The organism is Pseudomonas sp. NY15356, from assembly GCF_048068175.1.
Lineage (GTDB): Bacteria > Pseudomonadota > Gammaproteobacteria > Pseudomonadales > Pseudomonadaceae > Aquipseudomonas > Aquipseudomonas putida_K.
The window spans coordinates 114,989-135,735 of record NZ_JBLUPW010000005.1; the positions used below are offsets into that span (position 1 = coordinate 114,989).

The following is a 20,747-nucleotide window of genomic DNA, read 5'->3' on the forward strand; positions in this document are numbered from 1 at the left end:
CCCCACGCTGTGAGTTACCCTTACAGCTTATGTGTGCTTTCCCACAAGGATCGATTGAAATGTCCGAGCCAGTCAAACTGCGCCCTCACAACCAGGCCCACTGCAAGGATTGCAGCCTGGCGCCCCTGTGCCTGCCCCTGTCCCTCAATCTGGAGGACATGGACGCACTGGATGAGATCGTCAAGCGCGGCCGCCCGCTGAAGAAAGGGGAATTCCTGTTCCGCCAGGGTGACAATTTCGGCTCGGTCTATGCGGTGCGCTCCGGCGCCCTGAAAACCTTCAGCCTGAGCGACAGCGGCGAAGAGCAGATCACCGGCTTCCACCTGCCCAGCGAACTGGTCGGCCTGTCCGGCATGGACACCGAGGCATACCCGGTATCGGCCCAGGCACAAGAGACCACCTCGGTCTGCGAGATTCCGTTCGAGCGCCTGGACGAGTTGTCGGTACAACTGCCGCAACTGCGTCGCCAGTTGATGCGTGTGATGAGCCGCGAGATCCGCGATGACCAGCAGATGATGCTGCTGCTGTCGAAGAAGACTGCCGATGAGCGCATCGCCACTTTCCTGGTCAACCTCTCCGCACGCTTCCGCGCCCGCGGCTACTCGGCCAACCAGTTCCGCCTGAGCATGTCGCGCAACGAGATCGGCAACTACCTGGGCCTGGCGGTGGAAACCGTGTCACGGGTCTTTACCCGCTTCCAGCACAATGGCTTGATCAAAGCCGAAGGCAAGGAAGTGCACATCCTCGACCCGATCCAGCTGTGCGCGCTGGCGGGTGGTGCGATGGAAGCCTGAACAAGCCTCCCCGGCAAGGTATACTGGCGCATCCGTTTTCCAGGAAAGCCACATGCACTGCGATACCTTCGACCTCAAAGCCCTGATCCGCCCGGTCCCGGACTTTCCCAAGCCGGGCGTGATCTTCCGCGACATCACCCCGCTGTTCCAGTCGCCCCGTGGGCTGCGCTACGTCGCCGACCAGTTCATCGAGCGCTACGTCGAGGCCGAGTTCAGCCACATCGGTGCCATGGATGCCCGGGGCTTCCTGATCGGCTCTATCATTGCCCACCAGTTGAACAAGCCGCTGATCCTGTTCCGCAAACAAGGCAAGCTACCGGCCGACGTGCTGTCGGAGGCCTACCAGACCGAATACGGCGAAGCCTTCCTGGAAGTGCATGCCGACAGCCTGTGCGAGGGCGATTCGGTGTTGATCTTCGATGACCTGATCGCCACCGGCGGTACCCTGCTGGCGGCTGCCAACCTGGTGCGGCGTACCGGCGCCGAAGTGTTCGAGGCAGCGGCGATCATCGACCTGCCGGAACTGGAAGGTTCGCGTCGCCTGCAGGCGGCCGGGGTGCCGACCTTCTGCCTGACCGAGTTTTCGCTCAGCGAATATTGAGGTGCATCGGGGCCGCTTTGCGGCCCCAATCGCGGGGGCACGCCCGCGCCTACAAGGCCCTCGGCCTACAGGGAAATGGGTTTACGCCCTGCGAATGCATGGGCCAAGGTTCCGCCATCCACCATCTCCAGCTCCCCTCCCAGCGGCACGCCGTGGGCGATCCGCGAGGCGGTCAGGCCTTTCTCGGCCAGCAGCTGGGCGATGTAGTGGGCGGTCGCCTCCCCTTCAACGGTGGGGTTGGTGGCCAGGATCACCTCACTGAAAGTACCCTGCGCTTCGATCCGTGCCATCAGCTGCGGAATGCCGATGGCCTCTGGGCCCAGGCCATCCAGGGGTGACAGGTGCCCCTTGAGCACGAAATAGCGACCGCGGTACCCGGTCTGCTCCACCGCATATACGTCCATCGGGCCTTCGACCACGCACAGCTGGGTGTCGTCGCGACGAGTATCGGCGCACTGGGGGCACAACTCCTGCTCGGTCAGGGTGCGGCATTGGCGGCAGTGGCCGACGCCTTCCATGGCCTGGCTAAGGGCCTGTGCCAGGCGCAGACCGCCGCTGCGGTCGCGCTCGAGCAGCTGCAGGGCCATGCGCTGGGCGGTTTTCTGGCCGACGCCGGGCAAGGTGCGCAGGGCGTCGATCAGTTGGCGGATCAGGGGGCTGAAGCTCATGGGAAAGGCCTGACAGATCAATAGGAGGCGGTTTATACCCATCAGGGTCATTCACGTCAAATGGACGCGGGTATGATTCGCGTGGCGTAGTGGTGCGAAGATCCAGCGCCCACGTAATCTGTAATCCTATCCCCTGCTATAAAAAAAGCCGCCCCGATAATCGGTAGCGGCTTCGATAGGCAGCCGGTCAACACCGGCAACGCATCAGAACGGCATCTTGAAGCCAGGCGGCAGTTGCATGCCAGCGGTCATGCTGCCCATCTTCTCCTGGCTGTTCTGCTCGACCTTGCGTACGGCGTCGTTCAGCGCCGCCGCGATCAGGTCTTCCAGTACTTCCTTGTCGTCCTCTTCGGTCGACATCAGGCTCTGGTCGATGCTGACGCGCTTGACGTCGTGACGACCGGTCATCACCACGCTCACCAGGCCGCCACCAGACTGGCCGGTGACTTCGGCGTTGGCCAGCTCTTCCTGCATTTTCTGCATCTTTTCCTGCATTTGCTGGGCCTGCTTCATCAGGCCGGCCATGCCACCTTTCATCATGGGGTACACCTCGATTGGTTCATGTGATGCGGCCGACGCAGCGCCGGGCGCATGGTTATCCGTTATTCGTCCTGGCTGGCCAGGGCCTGTACAGGCTCAATAGTATCCTGCCGCACCGTCGCACCGAACTGCCGGATCATCTGCTGGATGAGCGGGTCCTGCTCGATCGACACTTCTGCGTCACGCTGACGCTCGGCACGCTTGCGCGCGGCAGCCTGGGCTGGCGTCTCCTGCTCCGGCCGGATCAGCTCGATCTTCAAACGCAGGGTACGCCCCAGGTGCTGGTTGAGCGCTTCGTTCAGACGCCGCTGCTGGGTCGAATTGAACAGCGCGCCCTGGGCCGGATCCAGGTGCAGCAGCCAATCATCGCCCTCAGCGGCGATCAGCGTGCAGTTCGCGGCGATGTTGCCTGTCATGCCCGACACAGGCAACTGCGGGAATAATTCCAGCCATTGCAAGGCCAGGCCCGTGGCGGGCTTGGCCGCTGGCAGTGGCTCCGGCGCCTTGGCCGGCTCGGCCTCATGTACATGCTCGGCCAGCTCGTCCAGGTAGCTGAAGGCTGCCGGGTCGCTGTCCGGTGTGTAGTAGTCCTCGTCCAGCGGAGGCTCATCGTCCCGGTCCATACCGACAGGGCCGTACGCAGACGGGTCGAACGGCGGCTCGTCGTCGTTCGATTGCTCCACGCTCGGCTCTGGTGCAGGTACCGGCTCAGGGGCAGGCGTCGCAGCGACAGGTGCTTGCGGGGCAACAGGCGCCTCCCATGGCAGGTCGATGACCTCCTCCACCTGCGGCTCTGGCGCGTGGACCTCGGCCTGTACCTCAGGCTCGGGGTCGCGCTCAGGATGCGCGGGCGGAGCGGGTTCAGCCGCCTGTTGCAACGCCTCGACAGGCTCGACGACGGGGTCGGCCACGGCCGGTACGTCCGCAGGTGCAGCGGTGGGCTCCGGCTCGACGGCGACAACCGGTTCGACGGCAGGCTCCGCGGCTGCCACCGGTGTTGCCGGATCAGCTGTGGCCTGGCTGATCCCTACCGGCTTTAGTACCGGCTTCGGTGCATCGTCGGCATCCGCCGGGCGGAAGGCAAGCATTCGCAGCAGGACCATCTCGAAGCCACCGCGTGGGTCCGGCGCCAGTGGCAGGTCGCGACGACCGATCAGGCCCATCTGGTAATAGAACTGCACATCTTCGGCCGGCAGTGCCGAAGCCAAGGCCAGCACCCGGTCGCGATCGCCCTGGCCGTTGTCGACAGCCTCGGGCAACGCCTGGGCGATGGCAACGCGGTGCAGCACGTTGAGCATCTCGGCCAGCACGCCGTTCCAGTCCGGGCCCTGCTCGGCCAGGTTGCGCACCGCTTCGAGCAGTGCCCGGGCATCGCCTTCGAGCAAGGCCTGGAGCACGCCATAGACCTGCCCATGGTCGAGGGTACCGAGCATCGCCCGTACGTCCGCGGCCAAGACCTTGCCTTCGCCGAAGGCAATAGCCTGGTCGGTCAGGCTCATGGCATCGCGCATCGAGCCATCAGCCGCGCGGCCGAGCAGCCACAGGGCATCTTCCTCGAAGGGCACGTTCTCGGCGCCGAGCACATGGCTCAGGTGCTCGACCACCCGCTCCGGGCTCATGTTCTTCAGGGAGAACTGCAGGCAGCGCGAGAGGATGGTGGCCGGCAGCTTCTGTGGGTCGGTGGTGGCCAGGATGAACTTGACGTAGGGTGGCGGCTCTTCCAGCGTCTTGAGCAAGGCGTTGAACGAGTGGGTCGAGAGCATGTGCACTTCGTCGATCAGGTAGACCTTGAAGCGCCCACGGCTAGGGGCGTACTGCACGTTGTCGAGCAGCTCGCGGGTGTCTTCGACCTTGGTGCGGCTCGCGGCGTCGATCTCGATCAGGTCGACGAAGCGGCCTTCGTCGATCTCTCGGCACACCGAGCAGGTGCCGCACGGCGTGGAAGTGATGCCGGTCTCGCAGTTCAGGCACTTGGCGATGATACGCGCGATGGTGGTCTTGCCCACGCCGCGGGTACCGGTGAACAGATAGGCATGGTGCAGGCGCTGGTTGTCCAGGGCGTTGATCAAAGCCTTGAGCACATGGGTCTGGCCGACCATTTCGCGGAACGAGCGCGGGCGCCATTTACGTGCAAGAACCTGATAACTCATCAAAAACCATCGCAACCTGAACGAGCGGAAGATCGCTAATGCTAGCGGAGCGGGGGCAAAATTGCACCCTGCCGAACTCGTCTACGCTATGAACAGGCACGCTCTGGCAGCGATCAGGGAGGATTGACGTGCGGCGAGTCCTGCTCATCCTCATATTCTGGGCCAGCCACAGCCTGGCGCAGCAGCCGGTGCTGCGTTTTTCCGTGGCCGAAAGCTGGAGCATGCCGCTGATCCGCCTGGAGCAGGGTCAGCCGGTCGAAGGCATCCTGTTCGACCTGATGCAGGCCCTGGCCCGCGAAGCAGGCGTGCGCCCACGCTATCACCTGATGGCCCGTCTGCGGCTCAAGCAGGCCATGGACAACGGCGATATCGATGTACGCTGCTACGTCACGCCCCAATGGTTCAGCGAACGCTTCGCCAACTTCGTGTGGAGCGTACCCCTGCTTCGCCAGAGCGACCTGCTGGTCGGCAGCCCTGGCACGCACCGCCCCACCCAGGCAGACCAGCTGGTGCAACAACCGGTGGGCACCGTGCTGGGGTACAGCTACCCTGCCCTGGAGGGCCTGTTCGCCCAAGGCAAGTTGCACCGCGAAGACAGCCGCAACCAGCTGCTGGTCTTGCAGAAACTGCAGGCCGGGCGCTATCGCCATGCCGTGAGCAATGCGCTCTCCCTGCACTGGTTCAACCGCCAGCAGCCGCCCGCCGGGCAACTGCCGGCCCTGGCCGTGCTGGAGGAACAGGACCTGCACTGCATGGTCCGCGACGACCCGGCTATTCCTACCCGGCCCATCCTCGAGGCGCTGGCACGCATGAAGCGGTCAGGGCAGATCGACCGGATCGTCCAGCGCTACGGCGCACCTGCGATACAACCAGCCGCGTCCCGCCAGGCCATCGATCGATGAGCCTCGCTACGCAAGCGCAATAGCGCTCAGAAAAATGATGATCCCCAACACGACAAGCCCGATGGCAACCCCCTGAAGCGGGGTCAGCTCTTCTTGTTTCATTGTGCTCATCTGCATGTTTGCGTCTCCGCTTGTTCTTGTGATGAGCTTGGATAATAAGGATTAATTTCCTACGTAGATGCCGGAAATCTCCGGTCCTACTGCAAGGCAACTCCTACGCAATACCCGAGACCATACACAGCATGTTCAACACGCGGACAGGGAAGTAGGTGCGCAAGTGTTAGCCCGCCGGCCCAATCGCGGGACAAGCCCGCTCCCACAGGGTCGGTGTTCGCAGCCCGACAAGGTTGGGTTATCGACCATAGGCTACGACGTGCAGGGTCATGTGGGAGCGGGCTTGCCCCGCGATTGGGCCGGTACAGTCCCCCTTCAATAACCGTGAGACTCCCGGAACGGCTGGCCCTTGTGATAGGCCACCCACTCCTGCACATCGTAGGGCAGGTACAGCTGCCGACGGGCGCGCGACAAGGCGATATACACCGCGCAGACCCGAGCGTCGAATGCATAGGCATCCTTGAACGGCTCGGTGCTCATCAGCTCTGGCGTCAGCAGCACGTGATCGAACTCCAGCCCCCCGGCATCCTCGGCCAGCATCAGCATGACGCTGCCCGTCTGGCCGGTCACCTGCGCCTTGAGCGCATTCAGGTCGGCCATCCTGAAGCTTTCCTGCAGCCGGGCCTGCACCCAGAGGAACGACGCGTCGTAACGGTGAGCATCTTGTACCTGGCGCCAGTCGGCGCTATGGGCAAAATACGGGTGCGAGGTATCGCCATCATGCTCGCCGCGAAAGAGCTTGACTGCGGTCTCCATGAAGGCCGGCATGCCCGACTGTTCGGCAAAGCCAAGCGCGCAACGCTTGCCCGCCAGCTCCATGGCCCATTTCATGGTGTCCCAGTGCGAGGCCGTCAACACCACGCACCCGACCGGCGGCACGAACCCTTGCGGATAGAACTCGATCCCGACCTCGGCGCTGCCGGCGCCCTCGAAGGCGAGCTTGGACTTCTGCGAATGCACGCTGATCAGCGGGTTGATCAAACGCTCGACCTGGGGCCCACTGCGCACGGAGAAGGCAATCTCGCGCTGGCGTACCTCGCGCTGCCTGCGCAGACCTGGGCCCCAGGCACGCTGGTATTCGTCGCCCAGGGTAATCAGCACCTGGCGACCACGCTCGATGATCTGCAGCAGCGACGCCGGCACGTCCTGGCTCTCGTCGATGATCACATGGCTGTAGTGCGCTGGCACGCTGCAGCCGGCCAGGCTCGCGCGCTTGACCAGCAACAGTGGCGCAAAACCGCTGTGGCTGTCCCACGCAGGGTTGGCCTGCAAGTACGTCCACAGGCGGCTTGCATATTCGAGCAGGACGCGGCTGTCGACATTCGACAAGGGCTGCTCGAAGAACGGCAGGTGCCGGGCAGTGATGCTGTAGTCCCACGATTCGCAGTAGGCCTTCAGCACCTCCAGGCAGATCTCCAGCGCCTTCTCCGGCCCGTATTGGCGAACACCGAGAATCCCCAGCTCCTCGGCCAGGGCGCGTTTGCGCGGCAACCGGGCCGGCTTGGCCGCAGGCCGTCGTGCACCTTGCAGCAGCTCCTGGGCGAACTCGCCGAAGGTCTTGCCGCGCTTGCTGTCGGCCTGCACACCAAGGCGGCGGCGCAGGGTTTGGAGCTTCCCGGTGGTACGCGCCAACGGCAGTACCCGGCCTGCTGGCAGGCAGTCGATCAAGGCGCCGAGCAGATAGCTCTTGCCGATGCCTGCATACCCTTGCACATGCAGGTCCTCCTCCGGGTTGGCCCGCACCACCCGGACCAGCTTGTCCTGCGCATCGGTGAGCCATCGCTCCTTGTTCATGCCGATGATGGCCTGCTGGCGGAACGGGTTGTTGTTCAGGTGCCGACGGACCTTGAATTCGAAATCCCACTTGCCATCGGGCAACAGATAATCGCGCGCATCGACTTCGTCCGCCGGTAACAGATGCAGCTTCGACCCCTTCATGACTTCGAGGCCGAAGTACAGCTTGCGCGCATCGAACAACCGACGCGCTTCCGACAGCAGCCCGACGCCCGGCGAATGACGCCCATCGACCGCCCAGGCCAGCAGCTTGGCCAGCACTTTTTCGGCAGCTGCCGGGTCGAGCACCTGCCCTTTGACATCGGCAAGATGCTGGATGACCAGCACCGCAGCCAACTGCGGATCGTCCAGAGCCTCAAACGCAGGCAGCCCAGGTGCATCGAGCAGGCCTTGGCAGGCCTCTGCGGTCACCGGCAGGAACACCGGACGGGTGAAATCGTAGTGTTCAGGTTGCATACGCGCTCACGCCAAAATCATTCAACAGCGCACGGCTCGGCACCAGCCGCCACCTGCAATGCGTACTCATAGGCCCCAAGGCTGCCGCTCATCCCGCCCGGGTATTCCCGCACCTGGCCAGCGCCCGCCTCGCCGTCGGCCTCGATCACGTCGTCGAGCTCGTACAGCGCCATTTCCAGCAGCTTGCGCAGGTGCCGGGCGTTGCCGGCCGAAACCCGCAGCTGCAGCTCGAACCCACCGGGGCTCGTCACAACAGGCTTGTCGCTGCTCACCACCTCGGCCTCGCCCAGTATGCGCTCGTGCTCTTCTTCCATCTGGTCAAGCACCTTGGTCAGCTCCAGCACCCGCTCGGGGTGGGCAGCCATCAGGTCCTTGATCTCCAGGCGGCGCACCTGCCACTCACGGATCTTGTGGCGGGTCTGGTCGTCTATGTGGTCCATGGTCGTTACCTCGCGGCCAAAACGGACTGGCGGAATGCCTTGCATGATAAGGCTCGCGAAGGGGCGGGAGAAAGGTGCGCGGTATTACCAGGCGTTGACGGCTGGGTACAGAGCAAGGTCGGAAGGATGAAACGGCTTGGCAGCGGCCAAAAATGGAGGCGGCCCCACCAGCCACACCCCGGCACACGATGTTCCCGCTATGGCTGCTCCCTTCCGGGCCTGACCGGGTAGCATTCAGGCATGCAGGGTAATCGTTGCAAGCCTTATGGCACAAGGGTTTCAGGTTGATGCGGTCGTAAAAACTCTATCCATGCGGATACTATGCACAGGCGCTCAAAGCTTGGGGTGTGGCCAGATTTGTTCCACTCAATTGGTCCACTTTACTGGTCCACTCTGGTGTTCACTCATGGCATACATTGTCCGCCGCCAGTCCATCTATTACCTCAACCTTCGACTACCAAAGCACCTATTTCCCAGCCGTCATACCCTTCGCATATCCCTACGAGTGCGAGAGCGGCAGGCAGCCTTGTACCTTGCCAGCTCCTTAGCTCATCAAGTGCTTTGCCACCTAACTGAACATCCTCTGACAACCTCTGAGACGCTGCGTGCACTGTGTACGCAGTGGCGAGACTCTACCCCTAAGCCAATCACGATGGCTGCACCACGAAGAGCTACAGCGGCCACAGCGAAGCCACAAAGCGACGGCCCTACCCTCGCCACCCTGTCCAAACTCTATATAGAAGAAGGCAAACGCGGCGGCACATGGCGACAGGGCAGCACCGAGGAAGTCGAGCGAGCTTTAGCTGATCTTTTCGAGCTGCTAGGCGATATGCCCGCCAAAGCCTTCGATGTACAACAAGCACGCCTGCTAAAGGAACGGCTCAGCCTATGCCCGCAATACTTCGGCTTACGACCTGAGTTCAAGGGCAAGACGCTGAAGCAGGTGATTGAGTCAGGTACCACCTACAAGACCATTACTGCTGTCACAGTGAACAATCGGCTACGCAAGCTCACTGCCTTCCTCAACTGGTGCAAGGCGAACGGGTACGTGGCAGAAAACCCGCTTGCGGGTATGAAGGTCATGACAGGATCAGCGAAGGAAGCTCGGTTGTCCTTTGAGCGACATGACTTAGTTGTCCTGCTGAACCACGATGCACTGCGAAGAGAAGCCCGAAAACACCCGTGGCGTTACTGGCTGCCACTCCTTGGGCGAACCACTGGGGCACGACTGGAAGAACTGTGCCAACTGCGTGTCGATGACTTCATTGAGCAACAGGGCGTCCAGTGCATCCGCATCGACGACAGCCGTGAAGGCCAGAACCTTAAGAATGCCAGCAGCCGCCGAGTACTTCCCCTGCACCCTTCACTGATTGAGCTGGGATTGTTGCAGTACGCTGAATCGGTGAGGACAGATGGAGCTGATCGCCTGTTCCCCGAGCTTGAAGCAGTACGCGGTAAACGAGGTCACGCGGCATCTAAATGGTTTGGACGCTACAAGACGAAACTCGGCATCACCGACCCGCGCAAAACCTTCCACAGCTTCCGCCACACCTTCATCGATGACCTGCGTGATGCTGGCGTGCAAGACTCACTGATCAAGCGGATGGTGGGTCATGAAGATAGCTCCGTGACCTTTGGCATCTACGGCAGCAGGACGCCAATCAAGGCGATGATCGAGGCCATGAAGCACATCAAATAACCTCGAATAACCCACCAATAACCTCGGTAAACCTTCCCTTGAGCGGGATGATATCCAGCCGCCTTTCACGCCAAACCCAATGTTTACGGGGCAAAAGGGAGGTCTGAACTAAGCAAAAGGCGTTTCTCTCCCTGAAATTGGTTTTTCGGGAAATCCGTCCTGTCAAGTATTATTAGTTGACAGATGAGCCTGCTAAAGAGTATGATTCTCCCCTACCCAGTAGGTAGACAAAAAATTTAGAAGCCTCCACCGCGACCACCGAATTGGTGCCTTGCAAGGGGGCTTTTTAACGCCTGCGATTTACCAATACCCCAACCGGCACAACCTGAGAGGAATGCCTATGCGATTAACTTGAAAAGGAGACCAATCCCATGATGTACCCGCTCGCCTCAAACTCCCCCAGCACCACCATCTCGACAAACCTGATCACTGTTGACGGTCTCGTAATAGACAAGCTCACAGGGGAGATTCATGGTTACGATGATAAACCATCAGTACTTTCCAGCTCTGTCGACCATCAACCAAGCCTCCGCGACTGTCGAAGCATGGATGATTTTCACCACCATTTGAAATTCGTTGATCGACGCAAGCTGCCAGACCACACTCTGCACAGTTTGAGAGATACAGTGGATCACTGCAGGGGCGAGTGGTCTCGCACTGGAGTTGATTGCCGGGTCACGCTGCCTCAACAGCGGTTGCTGGAAGCACTGCATCAACTTGTACTTTACCGTAATGTCATTTACACCACGCAAGCCGATTTGGCGCTTGCACTGGGTACTAAAGAATCAAACCTGATGAAGAAATTGAACGTGCTGACGGGGGCGAACCTGTTGCGCGTCACCACCTCGCGAAGCGGTAATATCCGCACTGGTGAGATCAAGCTTGCCATCAACCCTCGATTGATTTTCAGAGGATCGGACAAGGCTCGCGATCGGTACGTTCAAGATTGGTATCGCCCTACAGACGGGCTGCCTTCAAGACCGGAATCTGCAATGCAGAGTGGTGCTTTTTTCAATGTTGCTGCGTAGCACATGCGTAGATTTTTTAGAAAAGTTACGCAAGAAATGCCTTGCAAGCCAAGAAAATCAAGGGATCTCAAGAACTCTTATTATAGATAGGAATCTTCTCGCATTACCCAAGGGCTACTCTCGGGCAGAAAGTTCTGCACTGGGTAGATTTTGACTCAGGTACTCCCCCCTTCCCCTATTGCGCAAGCAATGGGTCGTACACCGGGACAACAAACCACAAAGTTATCCCAAATGAAAACAGATATCATTTTTAGCTGACCCTAACAACCAAGCGTACTAGTCCAACCAACCAATAACATGGTTGGACAACAAGACTGCGAGCAGCCACTAGAGCTACGCTCTGATTGTGCAAAACTCAGTCCTGCGGATCGGATGTTGTGCACAGGGACAGCGTCAGCTGTGGATAGTACGGATTAGTAGGTTGGGGGTTTTGGTTGTTTCACCCCCTCTACACCGTTAGGTGTCCACGATCCTGACCTACGGTCATACACAGTGCAATCACTGAAAGCTTGCCGCTTTCGGTGCAAACGCCCAGCGGAGCTGATCAAGGAATTTGCTTTGACGCTCCGCTGAAGGTGCGCAGCATCTACCGTAGGTAGAAGTACAGGAACACTACCACCAACACAACGAAAATCACCCTTCCTTGAAGCACATCAGCATTCAGCTTGTCTGTCTTGATCTGCTGGTGCGTGGCAGCATCGCTCAAGCCCTGAGACTTGTAGTGCATGATCTGGTCGATCTCCCTATCGATCTTCTTGTTCTGACCCTCGTTGCTTCGCATTGTGATGCCCCACACGATCAACCAAAGCCCTCCTGTCAGAACGGTCAGGATCAGGTGCAGGATGTGATTTGTCTTTTTCTTGCGGCTGGTCAGCACGAACAGTTTTTCGTTCATTTCGTTGGTCTCTCAGGGCTAGGCGTTCGCTTCCCCGGCGTAAGGGGACTGAGGTGATTGTATCAGTTAGTGTGTCACCATTTGGAGTGTCATCGATCAGTGTGTTCACGATCAGGGTGCATCCAACCATCATGCTGGGATGCAGACAAACCAACACCTACGAAAGGCCTTTGGCCAACGAATCCGAAACCTACGCAGCAGCCAAGGCTTCAGCCAAGAAGCATTTGCAGACAAATGCGGCTTTGTCCGCACCTACATGTCTCGCATCGAAACCGGTACTGCCAACCCTAGTCTTGAAGCTGCCAAAGTGCTTGCTGACGGCCTTGGCCTGTCCCTGTCTGAGCTGCTTGAAGGCCTGTAGTCACTTGGATTGACGCTACACTGGGCTCAGCCCCATGAGCGATCCGACCCATGACTGAAAAACTGGTCCACGCATCAACCAGCGGAATCGCCACAGAATTCGGCTTTTACCCGATCTGTTGCGATATCGAGAGTGAACAGTTCTCCATCCGAACGCTTCCCAACCATGAGGAAACCGTTTCCTCTATCGTTGAAGATGCAAACGTCATCAACGGCTGGCTCTACCCGGGACCACAAAAGCGATTGGACTTCGTAAGCAGTACTCTCCGACCAATGCCCTATAGCAGTCGCGTCTTCGGGCTGCCCAAGACTCATGTCTTAACCCTCAGCAAAAGCGAGAACCAATACGACCTCGACTTTGTAGTCTGGTGCCTATCCTTATTCACTGGCATGCGCCTGACGGCTACAGAGGCAGGCTTTCTTGATGCGACTCCCGTTAAGCCACACAAGCTCGTTGACTTCGCTCTTTACCGCTGCAACCTGATCGATGCTGTGCATTTGGCACTCAATTTCTTAGAGCGGGAACGCGATGCGCCTCGTACCCCTAAGCGAATCGCCGCAGTCATTCATGCTTTGTTCTTGGCACAATATCCTCAGAACCTTCCTTTTGAACGGTTTCAGTACCTCTACATGGCATTAGATGGCTGTTTCAAGCTTCTCGACGTCAAGGAGGAAACCAAGCTACACGTGCCTCATGCGCGGCGGATCCAATGGATGTGTGAAAAATTCGCCATCCCCATACCCGAATGGGCAATGAGTCAAGCAGGAGCTTCGTCTCTATCAACCGTCCGTAACGATGCCATGCACGAAGCCCTATTCTTCGATGAACCTTTAGGATTCTCAATTTACGGTGGCAACAAGCCTGATGGAGATCCTACGAATGTCACCCTGCAAATGCAGGCACTGGTATGCCGACTTCTAATCGCCATCCTCGGAAGGGCTGATACCACATATGTCAAATCGCCAATCAACACCCGGATGATACATAGCCTTGAGCTGCATGATCGCGCCACCGGGTAAGCTGAGAGAGTGAGACTGAGGAGCCTCGACCGATTTGGGTATAGATCAGCCGGTACGGTGATTCAGATATCCGAATGTACCGATATAAGGTGTATTGACCAATCAAATCGGTACACTCATAATCGGTACATCCAAAACGATACAGGATTGTTACCATGTTCATTCGGGCCTATCTCCGTGCATCCACCGACAAGCAGGATGCAACCCGTGCTAAGCAGTCGCTGATTGACTTCGCCAGTGAGCATGGACAGAAGATCGCAGCTTTCTATGTTGAGAATGAGTCGGGCACCAAGCTTGATCGTCCTGAGCTATTTAAGCTGTTAGAGGACAGCCACGAAGGGGATTGCATACTCATTGAGCAAGTGGACAGGCTGTCTCGCCTCTCGCCAGATGACTGGACAAGCTTGAAAGCCTCCATCGCAGCTAAGAGAGTGGTTGTGGTATCGCTCGATCTGGCCACCAGTCATGCAGCTCTGAAGCCTGCTGCCGGCATGGATGACTTCACTAAAGGGATGATTGCAGCGGTCAATGGCATGTTGCTGGATATGCTGGCTGTAGTAGCTCGTAAAGATTACGAAGATCGTCGTCGCCGTCAGAGCCAAGGCATCGCTAAAGCCAAGGAAATGGGTGCATATAAAGGCAGGCAAGCTGATGAGGATCTTCATGCTCGCATCAAGCACGCCCTGTCCTCTGGCATGAGTCTTCGCAAGGCAGCTACCACTGTAGGCTGCGCCCTGAGCACAGTGCAGCGTGTGGCGAAGATGTAATTTTTCAGCCCGCCTACCCGGACTCCTAGTGCAATGTCCGGCTGTTGGTAGCTTGGACCTGCCAATGGGTCACAGTGTGATACAGCGAATCAGCAAGCATTCGCAGGCGTTCTACCTCCTTGACCGGCCTCCCTTCAGCTTCTGCTTGATGGTAGGCACGGGTCGCCTCAATAGCATCGAGCAACAATGCCTCCCCAGCGGCAACCATTCCTAGCAATGTTCGCTTCATCGATCTTCTCTCTCAGTTCGGACATTCTACGCCCAACGCGAGTAGGAATTTTCTGATCTTTCCCTGCGCAAGACGACCGACTTCATCTACAGAGCAGTCAGCCCACCACCATATCATTAATCGGTATGTTCGCTCTTGGCTCTCGCAGCTACGAAAGCGTCAGAGATTATTTTTGAGAAAACTGTCACCCAATAAAGGAGGGAGACCGGACTGCCAAGAAGCGCCAGCAATATTATTGGCTTCCGCACAAATGACCGAAATTAATTCTACCAATTAGCTCGCGACCATCCTAAATGGAAATTATCGCACTTGAAAACCACAAGCAATCAATAAAATAACACCAGCAAGCCAAAACTCAAGAACAGGAAAGGTAGCCCGAGATTTAATCAGCTAAAAAATAGAATAACTTAGAAGCATAAAAATAGATACAAAACATAAAAAAGCCCCGCAAAAACAATTCGCGAGGCCTTACAAAAAAAACCCAAAAAAACCAAAACAGCAAAATCCCATTAAAGCCAGCTCGTTATTTTTTTATCAAGCTTTATCTTCCTTCTTAACCCGCTTAGCTGTTTTCTTCACAACAGGATTTAATTTCTTGGCAATGAGTTCCTGACGTCTTTCCTCGTCCCGCTGGGCCTCTTCATGCGCGGCTGTATTAAAATTGGCTGAGGGTAGAGACCACATACCGTGCGGGGCTCTAGCCGTGAGATTTGAAACCATCTCTCGAATAGCACCGTACAAAATCGTATATCCAGTAGCCCTAACCGCACGGAATCGCTCCATCCCTTCCAGTTGATCCGACTCGTATTTCATATATACGATAGCCTTAACATCAACATTATACGGGAGAGAAACATTCTCTGGATCTTCAGAATCCTCTGCAATCATCAGATTCAGTCCAAAGACAAAACTTTTCGGATCCTCTGGATTTCTCTTATCGTACTGCAAACTCATACGACGGCGAAAAGTTACACCTTTAAACGGAAATTCGAGCTGCTTGAACTCTGATGAAAACTCACCATCAAAGTCACTATTGGTCTCCACCTTAATGTGGATAAACTCAACCTTATCAACCGAAAGCGAAGCAGCCTTCATTGGCCTCTACCTCTCCGTACTCTTCATCATTGCAGGAAAAAAACTCAAAACGAGCATAAGATTTATAATCCTCAAGCGAATTAACGCCAACTACAAATTCTTGCGCTTCAGATTCTGAGTATTTCATATCAGTCAAAAACTGCCTCAGATGAGACTCGCCAAAACAAAGATCAAGTCTTTCCTGAACAGCATCGGCGAGAGAATAGATAGTATCAAGTTTCAGATTCTGGTCGCCACGAAGCCAACGTGAAATGTTAGCCTCTGAGACACCAAGCCTTTCAGCGAGGTCGATATTTTTAAGCCCCTTCAACGACATGATCCGCCTGATTTCAAGAATAGGGGCTCCTCGGCGTGCGTAGCAGAACACCTCAGCATCTTCGGCAATCTGTTGGGCGATATCAATGTTAGTCATAACGGAACCCTAAATAATAACTATAATTTCTCGTCGATGATCCTTTTAATCACCTCGCCAAGACGATCCTTCAGCGCTTTCTCGGTCTGCTCTTGGTTCTTATGGGCAGCCTCAAGGAAAAATAGGTAGCGCCCACCTTTTCCTGTATATGGATACAGGTATATTCGATCCTTGTTTCCATGCTTGAGCTCCCTCAGATTCTCGACTTTGTTTGCGTATTCGAATTTGCCTGCCACCTTGTATTTGACAGCGCTATTAGCAAAATACTCAGAGAAATCGTCGAGCGTCATGCCGCTGTAAATCGCATCGATCATTGCCACGAAATGACTACGCTTGGAGCGGTCGTCAACCTCAGCGATGACAGATTTGATGAAGGAAGCTTTATCCGCCACACCTGAGGCAGGGAGAATCATCACTGGCGCCCATTTGAGAGTTCCACTGATCGAGGTCATTTTGGCGGTATTGATACCCGCCTTCTCCAAGATGTACTTCCTTGTTAGCTCATACAGCTTCATGCCGACTCCTTAACACGCAGGTTAACTCAAACCTCTTGACACGGCAAGCCGACCCGATGAGGTGATGGCAATATGGCACAGAGCTCATATGATCGCCAGATTGAGCTGCCGAAGTGCAAGAGAGAGACTCCTAACGTCTTGTTTTCCTTAGCATTGAGCTAACCCACGCATCTGTTGATCGTGTAGCTTTAAGGTCAGATCTCTTGAACAAGACCGTGCTGAGGAACCGTGCGGGATTTTAATGACAAGAGAAATGTCAGCTCGTAAGATTTACAGCACGATACACCACTTAGGTGTACTACGGCACTGGTCCACTTCGAGATTTTGAGCGAGAAAAGCCCTTTAGAATTAAGGACTTAGGAAATGGAGGCGGCCCCACCAGCCACACCCCGGCACACGATGTTCCCGCTATGGCTGCTCCCTTCCGGGCCTGACCAGGTTAACGGGTAATCGTTGCGGGGGGACCGATGGGGCCACCACTACGCGGCTCGCCAAGTGACGAGCCGCGCCATTGTACCGGTCTGGGGCGAAGTTACAACCTCTGCATCGAGAAAAAACCATCATTTCTCAATGACTTGTGCCATTCGTCGGTCAGACGGCGATGCCCTGGGCCTCGAGGAAGCTGACGAAAGCATCTTCATCGAGCACCTTGAGGCCCAGCTCGTTGGCCTTGGCCAGCTTGGAGCCGGCGCCGGGACCGGCGACCACGCAATGGGTCTTGCCGGACACCGAGCCGGCCACCTTGGCGCCGAGGCTTTCCAGCTTGTCCTTGGCGACGTCGCGGCTCATGCGCTCCAGGGTGCCGGTCAGGACCCAGGTCTGCCCGGCCAGGGGCAGGCCTTCTGCAACCTTCTTCTCGCTAGCCCAGTGCATGCCGAATTCCAGCAGTTGCGCCTCGATGTCACGGGCCAGTTGCTGGTTGGCCGGCGCCTTGAAGAACTCGCGCACGGCCTCGGCCTGTTTGGCGTTCAAGGCCTGGCGCAGGTCGATGCCGTCGGCTGCGATGATCTTGTCCAGGGTGCCTAGCTTGGCCACCAGCTTCTGCGCACCGGTCGGGCCGACCGAGGGGATGTCGAGCTTGGCGATCATGCCGTCCAGGGTGGTACTGGCGGCGAACTCGGCGGCCAGCTCGCCTTCGTCCTGCAACTGCAGGCCGCTGTCGAGCAACTGCTGGATGACGTCGCGGTTGTGGTCGTCCTCGAAGAAGTTGTGGATCTCGTAGGCGACTTCCAGGCCGATGTCCGGCAGGTAGGTCAACACTTGCGGCAAGGCCTGCTGCACCCGCGCCAGGCTGCCCAGGGAACGGGCCAGGACCTTGGCGGTTTCCTCGCCGACATCCGGGATCCCCAGGGCGAAGATGAAGCGCGCCAGGCTGGGCCGCTTGCTGGCCTCGATGGCGTCCAGCAACTTGTTGCTGGAGACCTCGGCGAAACCTTCGAGCTCGACCACTTGCTCGAAGGTCAGGCGGTACAGGTCGGCCGGCGAGCGGATCAGGCCTTCATCGACCAACTGCTCGACACTCTTCTCGCCCAGGCCATCGATGTCCATGGCACGGCGCGAGACGTAGTGGATGATCGCCTGCTTGAGCTGGGCCGCACAGGCCAGGCGGCCGACGCAACGGTATACCGCGCCTTCACTGGTGGTTTCCTTGCCTTTGCTGCGCTTGACCAGCTGGGTGCGCTCGACCTGCGAACCACAGACCGGGCACTGGCTGGGCACCTGCACCGGCCGGGCATTCTCGGGGCGGCGCTCGGCCACCACCTGCATCACCTGCGGGATGACGTCGCCGGCCCGCCGGATGATCACGGTGTCACCGATCATCAGGCCCAGGCGGGCGATTTCGTCCATGTTGTGCAAGGTGGCGTTGGAAACGGTGACACCCGCCACCTTGACCGGCTTCAACCGCGCCACCGGCGTCACTGCGCCCGTGCGGCCGACCTGGAATTCGACATCGAGCACTTCGGTGAGCTCTTCCATGGCCGGGAACTTGTGGGCGATGGCCCAACGTGGCTCACGGGCACGGAAACCCAGTTCGCGCTGGGCGGCCAGGCTGTTGACCTTGAATACCACGCCGTCAATTTCATAGGGCAGGTCGTTGCGCCGGGCGCCGATGTCGCGATAGTAGGCCAGGCACTGTTCGACCCCGGCGGCATGCCTGAGCTCACGGCTGATGGGCATGCCCCAGCCCTTGAGCTTCTCGAGGATCCCGATATGGCTGTCGGCGATGGTCTCGGACACCTGGCCCACCCCGTAGCAGCAGAACTCCAGCGGGCGGCTGGCGGTGATCTTCGGGTCCAGCTGGCGCAGGCTGCCGGCGGCCGCGTTGCGTGGGTTGGCGAAGGTCTTGCCACCGCTCTCGGCCTGGGCGGCGTTGAGGCGTTCGAAGCCGGCCTTGCTCATGTAGACCTCGCCACGAACCTCCAGCACTGCCGGCCAGCCGCTGCCTTGCAGTTTGAGCGGGATGTTGCGCACGGTGCGCACGTTGGCACTGATGTCCTCGCCCGTGGTGCCATCGCCACGGGTGGCGCCCTGCACCAGCAGGCCATCGCGGTACAACAGGCTGACCGCCAGGCCATCGAGCTTGGGCTCGCAGCTGTAGTCGACTGCTGCCTCGTCGGCGAACAGGTCGCCTGACGGCAGGTCCAGGCCCTCCACTACCCGGCGATCGAAATCGCGCAGGTCGTCCTCCTCGAAGGCGTTGCCCAGGCTGAGCATGGGGATTTCGTGGCGAACCTGGCTGAACGCCGCCAGCGCCGCGCCACCCACCCGCTGGGTCGGCGAGTCGGGTGTCACCAGGTGGGGGTGCTCGGCCTCCAGGGCCTTGAGCTCGTTGAACAGGCGGTCGTATTCGGCGTCGGGCACGCTCGGCTCGTCGAGCACGTAGTAGCGGTAGTTGTGCTGGTCGAGCTCGGCACGCAATTCATGGATACGGTTTTCGTCGTTCATCGTCCGTTTTCTCTTGCAAAGCAAAAGAGCAGCCTGGGGCTGATGCTGTGTACCTAAGCAATTGGGGCCGCTACGCGCCCCATCGCGGGGCGAGCCCGCTCCTACGGCGCGGGTGTGATCGCTGTAGGAGCGGGCTTGCCCCGCGATGGGCTGCATAGCAGCCCCAACCAATGTCACAAATAGCTTAAGTGAACAGCATCAGCCTCTGCGGGCTACTCTTTCGATGAAATCTCGCAGGCGGATCCGGAGGCCGGATCCGCCCGCTGGGGTACATCAGCGCTTCTGGGTCAGCGCGCGGCGCTCGAACTCGACGATGCGCTGGCGGTAGTGCTCGATGGTCTGGGCAGTCAGTACGCTGCGCTGGTCGTCCTTGAGCTCGCCGTTGAGTTCGTGGGCCAGCTTGCGCGCCGCAGCCACCATCACGTCGAAGGCCTGCTTCGGATGACGCGGCCCAGGCAGACCCAGGAAGAAGCTCACCGCGCGGGTGCTGAAGTGGTCGATGTCGTCCAGGTCGAACACGCCCGGCTTGACCGCATTGGCCATGGAGAACAGCACCTCGCCGTGGCCGGCCATGCTTTCGTGGCGGTGGAAGATGTCCATCTCGCCGAAACGCAGGCCGCTTTCGAGAATGTTCTGCAACAGGGCCGGCCCCTTGAAGCCACCCTCGTCACGGGAGATCACGCTGATCACCAGCACTTCCTCCGCCGGCGGCAGCTCCTTGACGGTATTGCTGCTCGCCGTGCCATTGTGGCGTTTATCGGCCGGGTAGTCCTCGTCGGCATCGGCGAACAGGTCGGGCTCGCGCGGCTCGGCAGCCAGGTTCAGGTCGCCCTGCTGCGGCTCGCCAGCACGCTTGCCACGCTTGGCGGCCTTGGCCGGCTTGGGCTCGCGCTCGCGCGCCGGCGCGCTGACCGACGGCAGGTCGCTCTCGTCCAGCTCAGGCTCCTTCTGGGTTTCCAGTACGCGAGCAGGGCCGAGCACCTCGGCGCTGCCCTCTTCGTCCGGCAGGTTGGAATAACTGCGATCCAGACGGAATTTCAACTTGCCCTTGCCGCCGCGCATGCGGCGCCAGCCGTCGAAAAGAATACCGGCGATGACAATGACGCCGATGACGATCAGCCACTCGCGCAGACCGATTTCCATGTAATCCCGTGCCTCTAAAAAATATGCTTGAAAACAAAGGCTTCAAAGCCCTTTAACACGTGGCGCCAACTCTATGTTCTGACAGGCGTTTTACCCACGCAAAAAACAAGTGACATTAAGCTAGCACGACCAAAGACAACTTTACACCGTCTGTCGCACATGTCGGGGGCATTTCCCTC

19 protein-coding genes and 1 other RNA gene are annotated in these 20,747 nt (G+C 58.5%); 8 read left to right on the plus strand and 12 right to left on the minus strand.

Annotated features, from left to right (window positions below; all coding sequences use genetic code 11):
- Window positions 1-59 precede the first annotated feature (59 nt).
- Both fnrA and ACNFCI_RS06545 read left to right on the plus strand, forming a co-directional pair.
- Window positions 60-794: a Crp/Fnr family transcriptional regulator FnrA gene (gene fnrA / locus ACNFCI_RS06540; protein ID WP_084854645.1), complete on the plus strand. Its 735-nt coding sequence runs from the start codon at window positions 60-62 to the stop codon at window positions 792-794.
- A 52-nt stretch (window positions 795-846) separates the two neighbouring features.
- Window positions 847-1,395 carry an adenine phosphoribosyltransferase gene (locus ACNFCI_RS06545; RefSeq protein ID WP_084854644.1) on the plus strand — a complete coding sequence of 183 codons (549 nt, stop codon included), beginning with the start codon at window positions 847-849 and terminating at the stop codon, window positions 1,393-1,395.
- Window positions 1,396-1,460: 65 nt separating this feature from the next.
- Here ACNFCI_RS06545 and recR read toward each other — a convergent pair whose 3' ends face one another.
- The 3 genes from recR to dnaX form a co-directional block, all read right to left on the minus strand.
- Window positions 1,461-2,063, minus strand: a complete 603-nt coding sequence (recR, locus tag ACNFCI_RS06550; RefSeq protein ID WP_084854643.1) for a recombination mediator RecR — start codon at window positions 2,061-2,063, stop codon at window positions 1,461-1,463.
- A 204-nt stretch (window positions 2,064-2,267) separates the two neighbouring features.
- Window positions 2,268-2,603 (minus strand): YbaB/EbfC family nucleoid-associated protein, encoded by a 336-nt coding sequence (locus ACNFCI_RS06555; protein WP_084854642.1) that lies wholly within the window; start codon window positions 2,601-2,603, stop codon window positions 2,268-2,270.
- A 62-nt stretch (window positions 2,604-2,665) separates the two neighbouring features.
- Window positions 2,666-4,753 (minus strand): DNA polymerase III subunit gamma/tau, encoded by a 2,088-nt coding sequence (dnaX, locus tag ACNFCI_RS06560; protein ID WP_368829644.1) that lies wholly within the window; start codon window positions 4,751-4,753, stop codon window positions 2,666-2,668.
- A 128-nt stretch (window positions 4,754-4,881) separates the two neighbouring features.
- Here dnaX and ACNFCI_RS06565 point away from each other — a divergent pair, with 128 nt between their 5' ends.
- Window positions 4,882-5,655, plus strand: coding sequence for a substrate-binding periplasmic protein (locus ACNFCI_RS06565; protein ID WP_368829645.1), 774 nt, complete (start codon window positions 4,882-4,884; stop codon window positions 5,653-5,655).
- A gap of 429 nt (window positions 5,656-6,084) precedes the next feature.
- Here ACNFCI_RS06565 and ACNFCI_RS06570 read toward each other — a convergent pair whose 3' ends face one another.
- Together ACNFCI_RS06570 and ACNFCI_RS06575 are read right to left on the minus strand one after the other, a co-directional pair.
- Window positions 6,085-8,019 (minus strand): hypothetical protein, encoded by a 1,935-nt coding sequence (locus tag ACNFCI_RS06570; protein WP_368829646.1) that lies wholly within the window; start codon window positions 8,017-8,019, stop codon window positions 6,085-6,087.
- Between the two features lie 17 nt (window positions 8,020-8,036).
- Window positions 8,037-8,459 (minus strand): hypothetical protein, encoded by a 423-nt coding sequence (locus ACNFCI_RS06575; protein WP_368829647.1) that lies wholly within the window; start codon window positions 8,457-8,459, stop codon window positions 8,037-8,039.
- A gap of 406 nt (window positions 8,460-8,865) precedes the next feature.
- Here ACNFCI_RS06575 and ACNFCI_RS06580 point away from each other — a divergent pair, with 406 nt between their 5' ends.
- Both ACNFCI_RS06580 and ACNFCI_RS06585 read left to right on the plus strand, forming a co-directional pair.
- On the plus strand, window positions 8,866-10,158 hold the full coding sequence (locus ACNFCI_RS06580; protein WP_416767677.1) for a site-specific integrase: 1,293 nt from the start codon (window positions 8,866-8,868) through the stop codon (window positions 10,156-10,158).
- Window positions 10,159-10,529: 371 nt separating this feature from the next.
- Complete coding sequence (locus ACNFCI_RS06585) at window positions 10,530-11,186, plus strand: hypothetical protein (RefSeq protein ID WP_232914264.1); 657 nt, start codon at window positions 10,530-10,532, stop codon at window positions 11,184-11,186.
- A gap of 586 nt (window positions 11,187-11,772) precedes the next feature.
- Here the strand turns inward: ACNFCI_RS06585 and ACNFCI_RS06590 are convergent.
- Complete coding sequence (locus tag ACNFCI_RS06590) at window positions 11,773-12,081, minus strand: hypothetical protein (RefSeq protein ID WP_340566377.1); 309 nt, start codon at window positions 12,079-12,081, stop codon at window positions 11,773-11,775.
- 139 nt (window positions 12,082-12,220) lie between these two features.
- On the opposite strand from ACNFCI_RS06590, the gene ACNFCI_RS06595 reads away from it, so the two are divergent.
- The 3 genes from ACNFCI_RS06595 (at window position 12,221) to ACNFCI_RS06605 (ending at window position 14,228) form a co-directional block, all read left to right on the plus strand.
- The gene (locus ACNFCI_RS06595) at window positions 12,221-12,442 is read left to right on the plus strand and encodes a helix-turn-helix domain-containing protein (RefSeq protein WP_416767679.1); all 222 of its coding nucleotides are present in this window, start codon (window positions 12,221-12,223) and stop codon (window positions 12,440-12,442) included.
- Between the two features lie 50 nt (window positions 12,443-12,492).
- Complete coding sequence (locus ACNFCI_RS06600) at window positions 12,493-13,461, plus strand: hypothetical protein (protein ID WP_416767681.1); 969 nt, start codon at window positions 12,493-12,495, stop codon at window positions 13,459-13,461.
- Window positions 13,462-13,616: 155 nt separating this feature from the next.
- On the plus strand, window positions 13,617-14,228 hold the full coding sequence (locus ACNFCI_RS06605; protein ID WP_416767682.1) for a recombinase family protein: 612 nt from the start codon (window positions 13,617-13,619) through the stop codon (window positions 14,226-14,228).
- Window positions 14,229-14,991: 763 nt separating this feature from the next.
- On the opposite strand, the gene ACNFCI_RS06610 is transcribed toward ACNFCI_RS06605, so the two are convergent.
- The 6 genes from ACNFCI_RS06610 to zipA form a co-directional block, all read right to left on the minus strand.
- Entirely contained in the window at window positions 14,992-15,552 is a 561-nt protein-coding gene (locus ACNFCI_RS06610) for a hypothetical protein (RefSeq protein WP_416767683.1), read from the minus strand.
- Complete coding sequence (locus tag ACNFCI_RS06615) at window positions 15,527-15,964, minus strand: helix-turn-helix domain-containing protein (protein ID WP_416767685.1); 438 nt, start codon at window positions 15,962-15,964, stop codon at window positions 15,527-15,529. The genes ACNFCI_RS06610 and ACNFCI_RS06615 overlap by 26 nt, the downstream gene beginning before the upstream one ends.
- Window positions 15,965-15,984: 20 nt before the next feature.
- Complete coding sequence (locus tag ACNFCI_RS06620; protein ID WP_416767686.1) at window positions 15,985-16,479, minus strand: hypothetical protein; 495 nt, start codon at window positions 16,477-16,479, stop codon at window positions 15,985-15,987.
- 373 nt (window positions 16,480-16,852) lie between these two features.
- Window positions 16,853-16,949: signal recognition particle sRNA small type (ffs, locus tag ACNFCI_RS06625), an RNA gene on the minus strand.
- Between the two features lie 121 nt (window positions 16,950-17,070).
- A complete protein-coding gene (gene ligA, locus ACNFCI_RS06630; RefSeq protein WP_368829656.1) occupies window positions 17,071-19,425 on the minus strand; it encodes an NAD-dependent DNA ligase LigA in 2,355 nt (784 codons plus the stop codon).
- 273 nt (window positions 19,426-19,698) lie between these two features.
- Entirely contained in the window at window positions 19,699-20,568 is an 870-nt protein-coding gene (zipA, locus tag ACNFCI_RS06635) for a cell division protein ZipA (protein ID WP_368829657.1), read from the minus strand.
- Window positions 20,569-20,747: the final 179 nt, after the last annotated feature.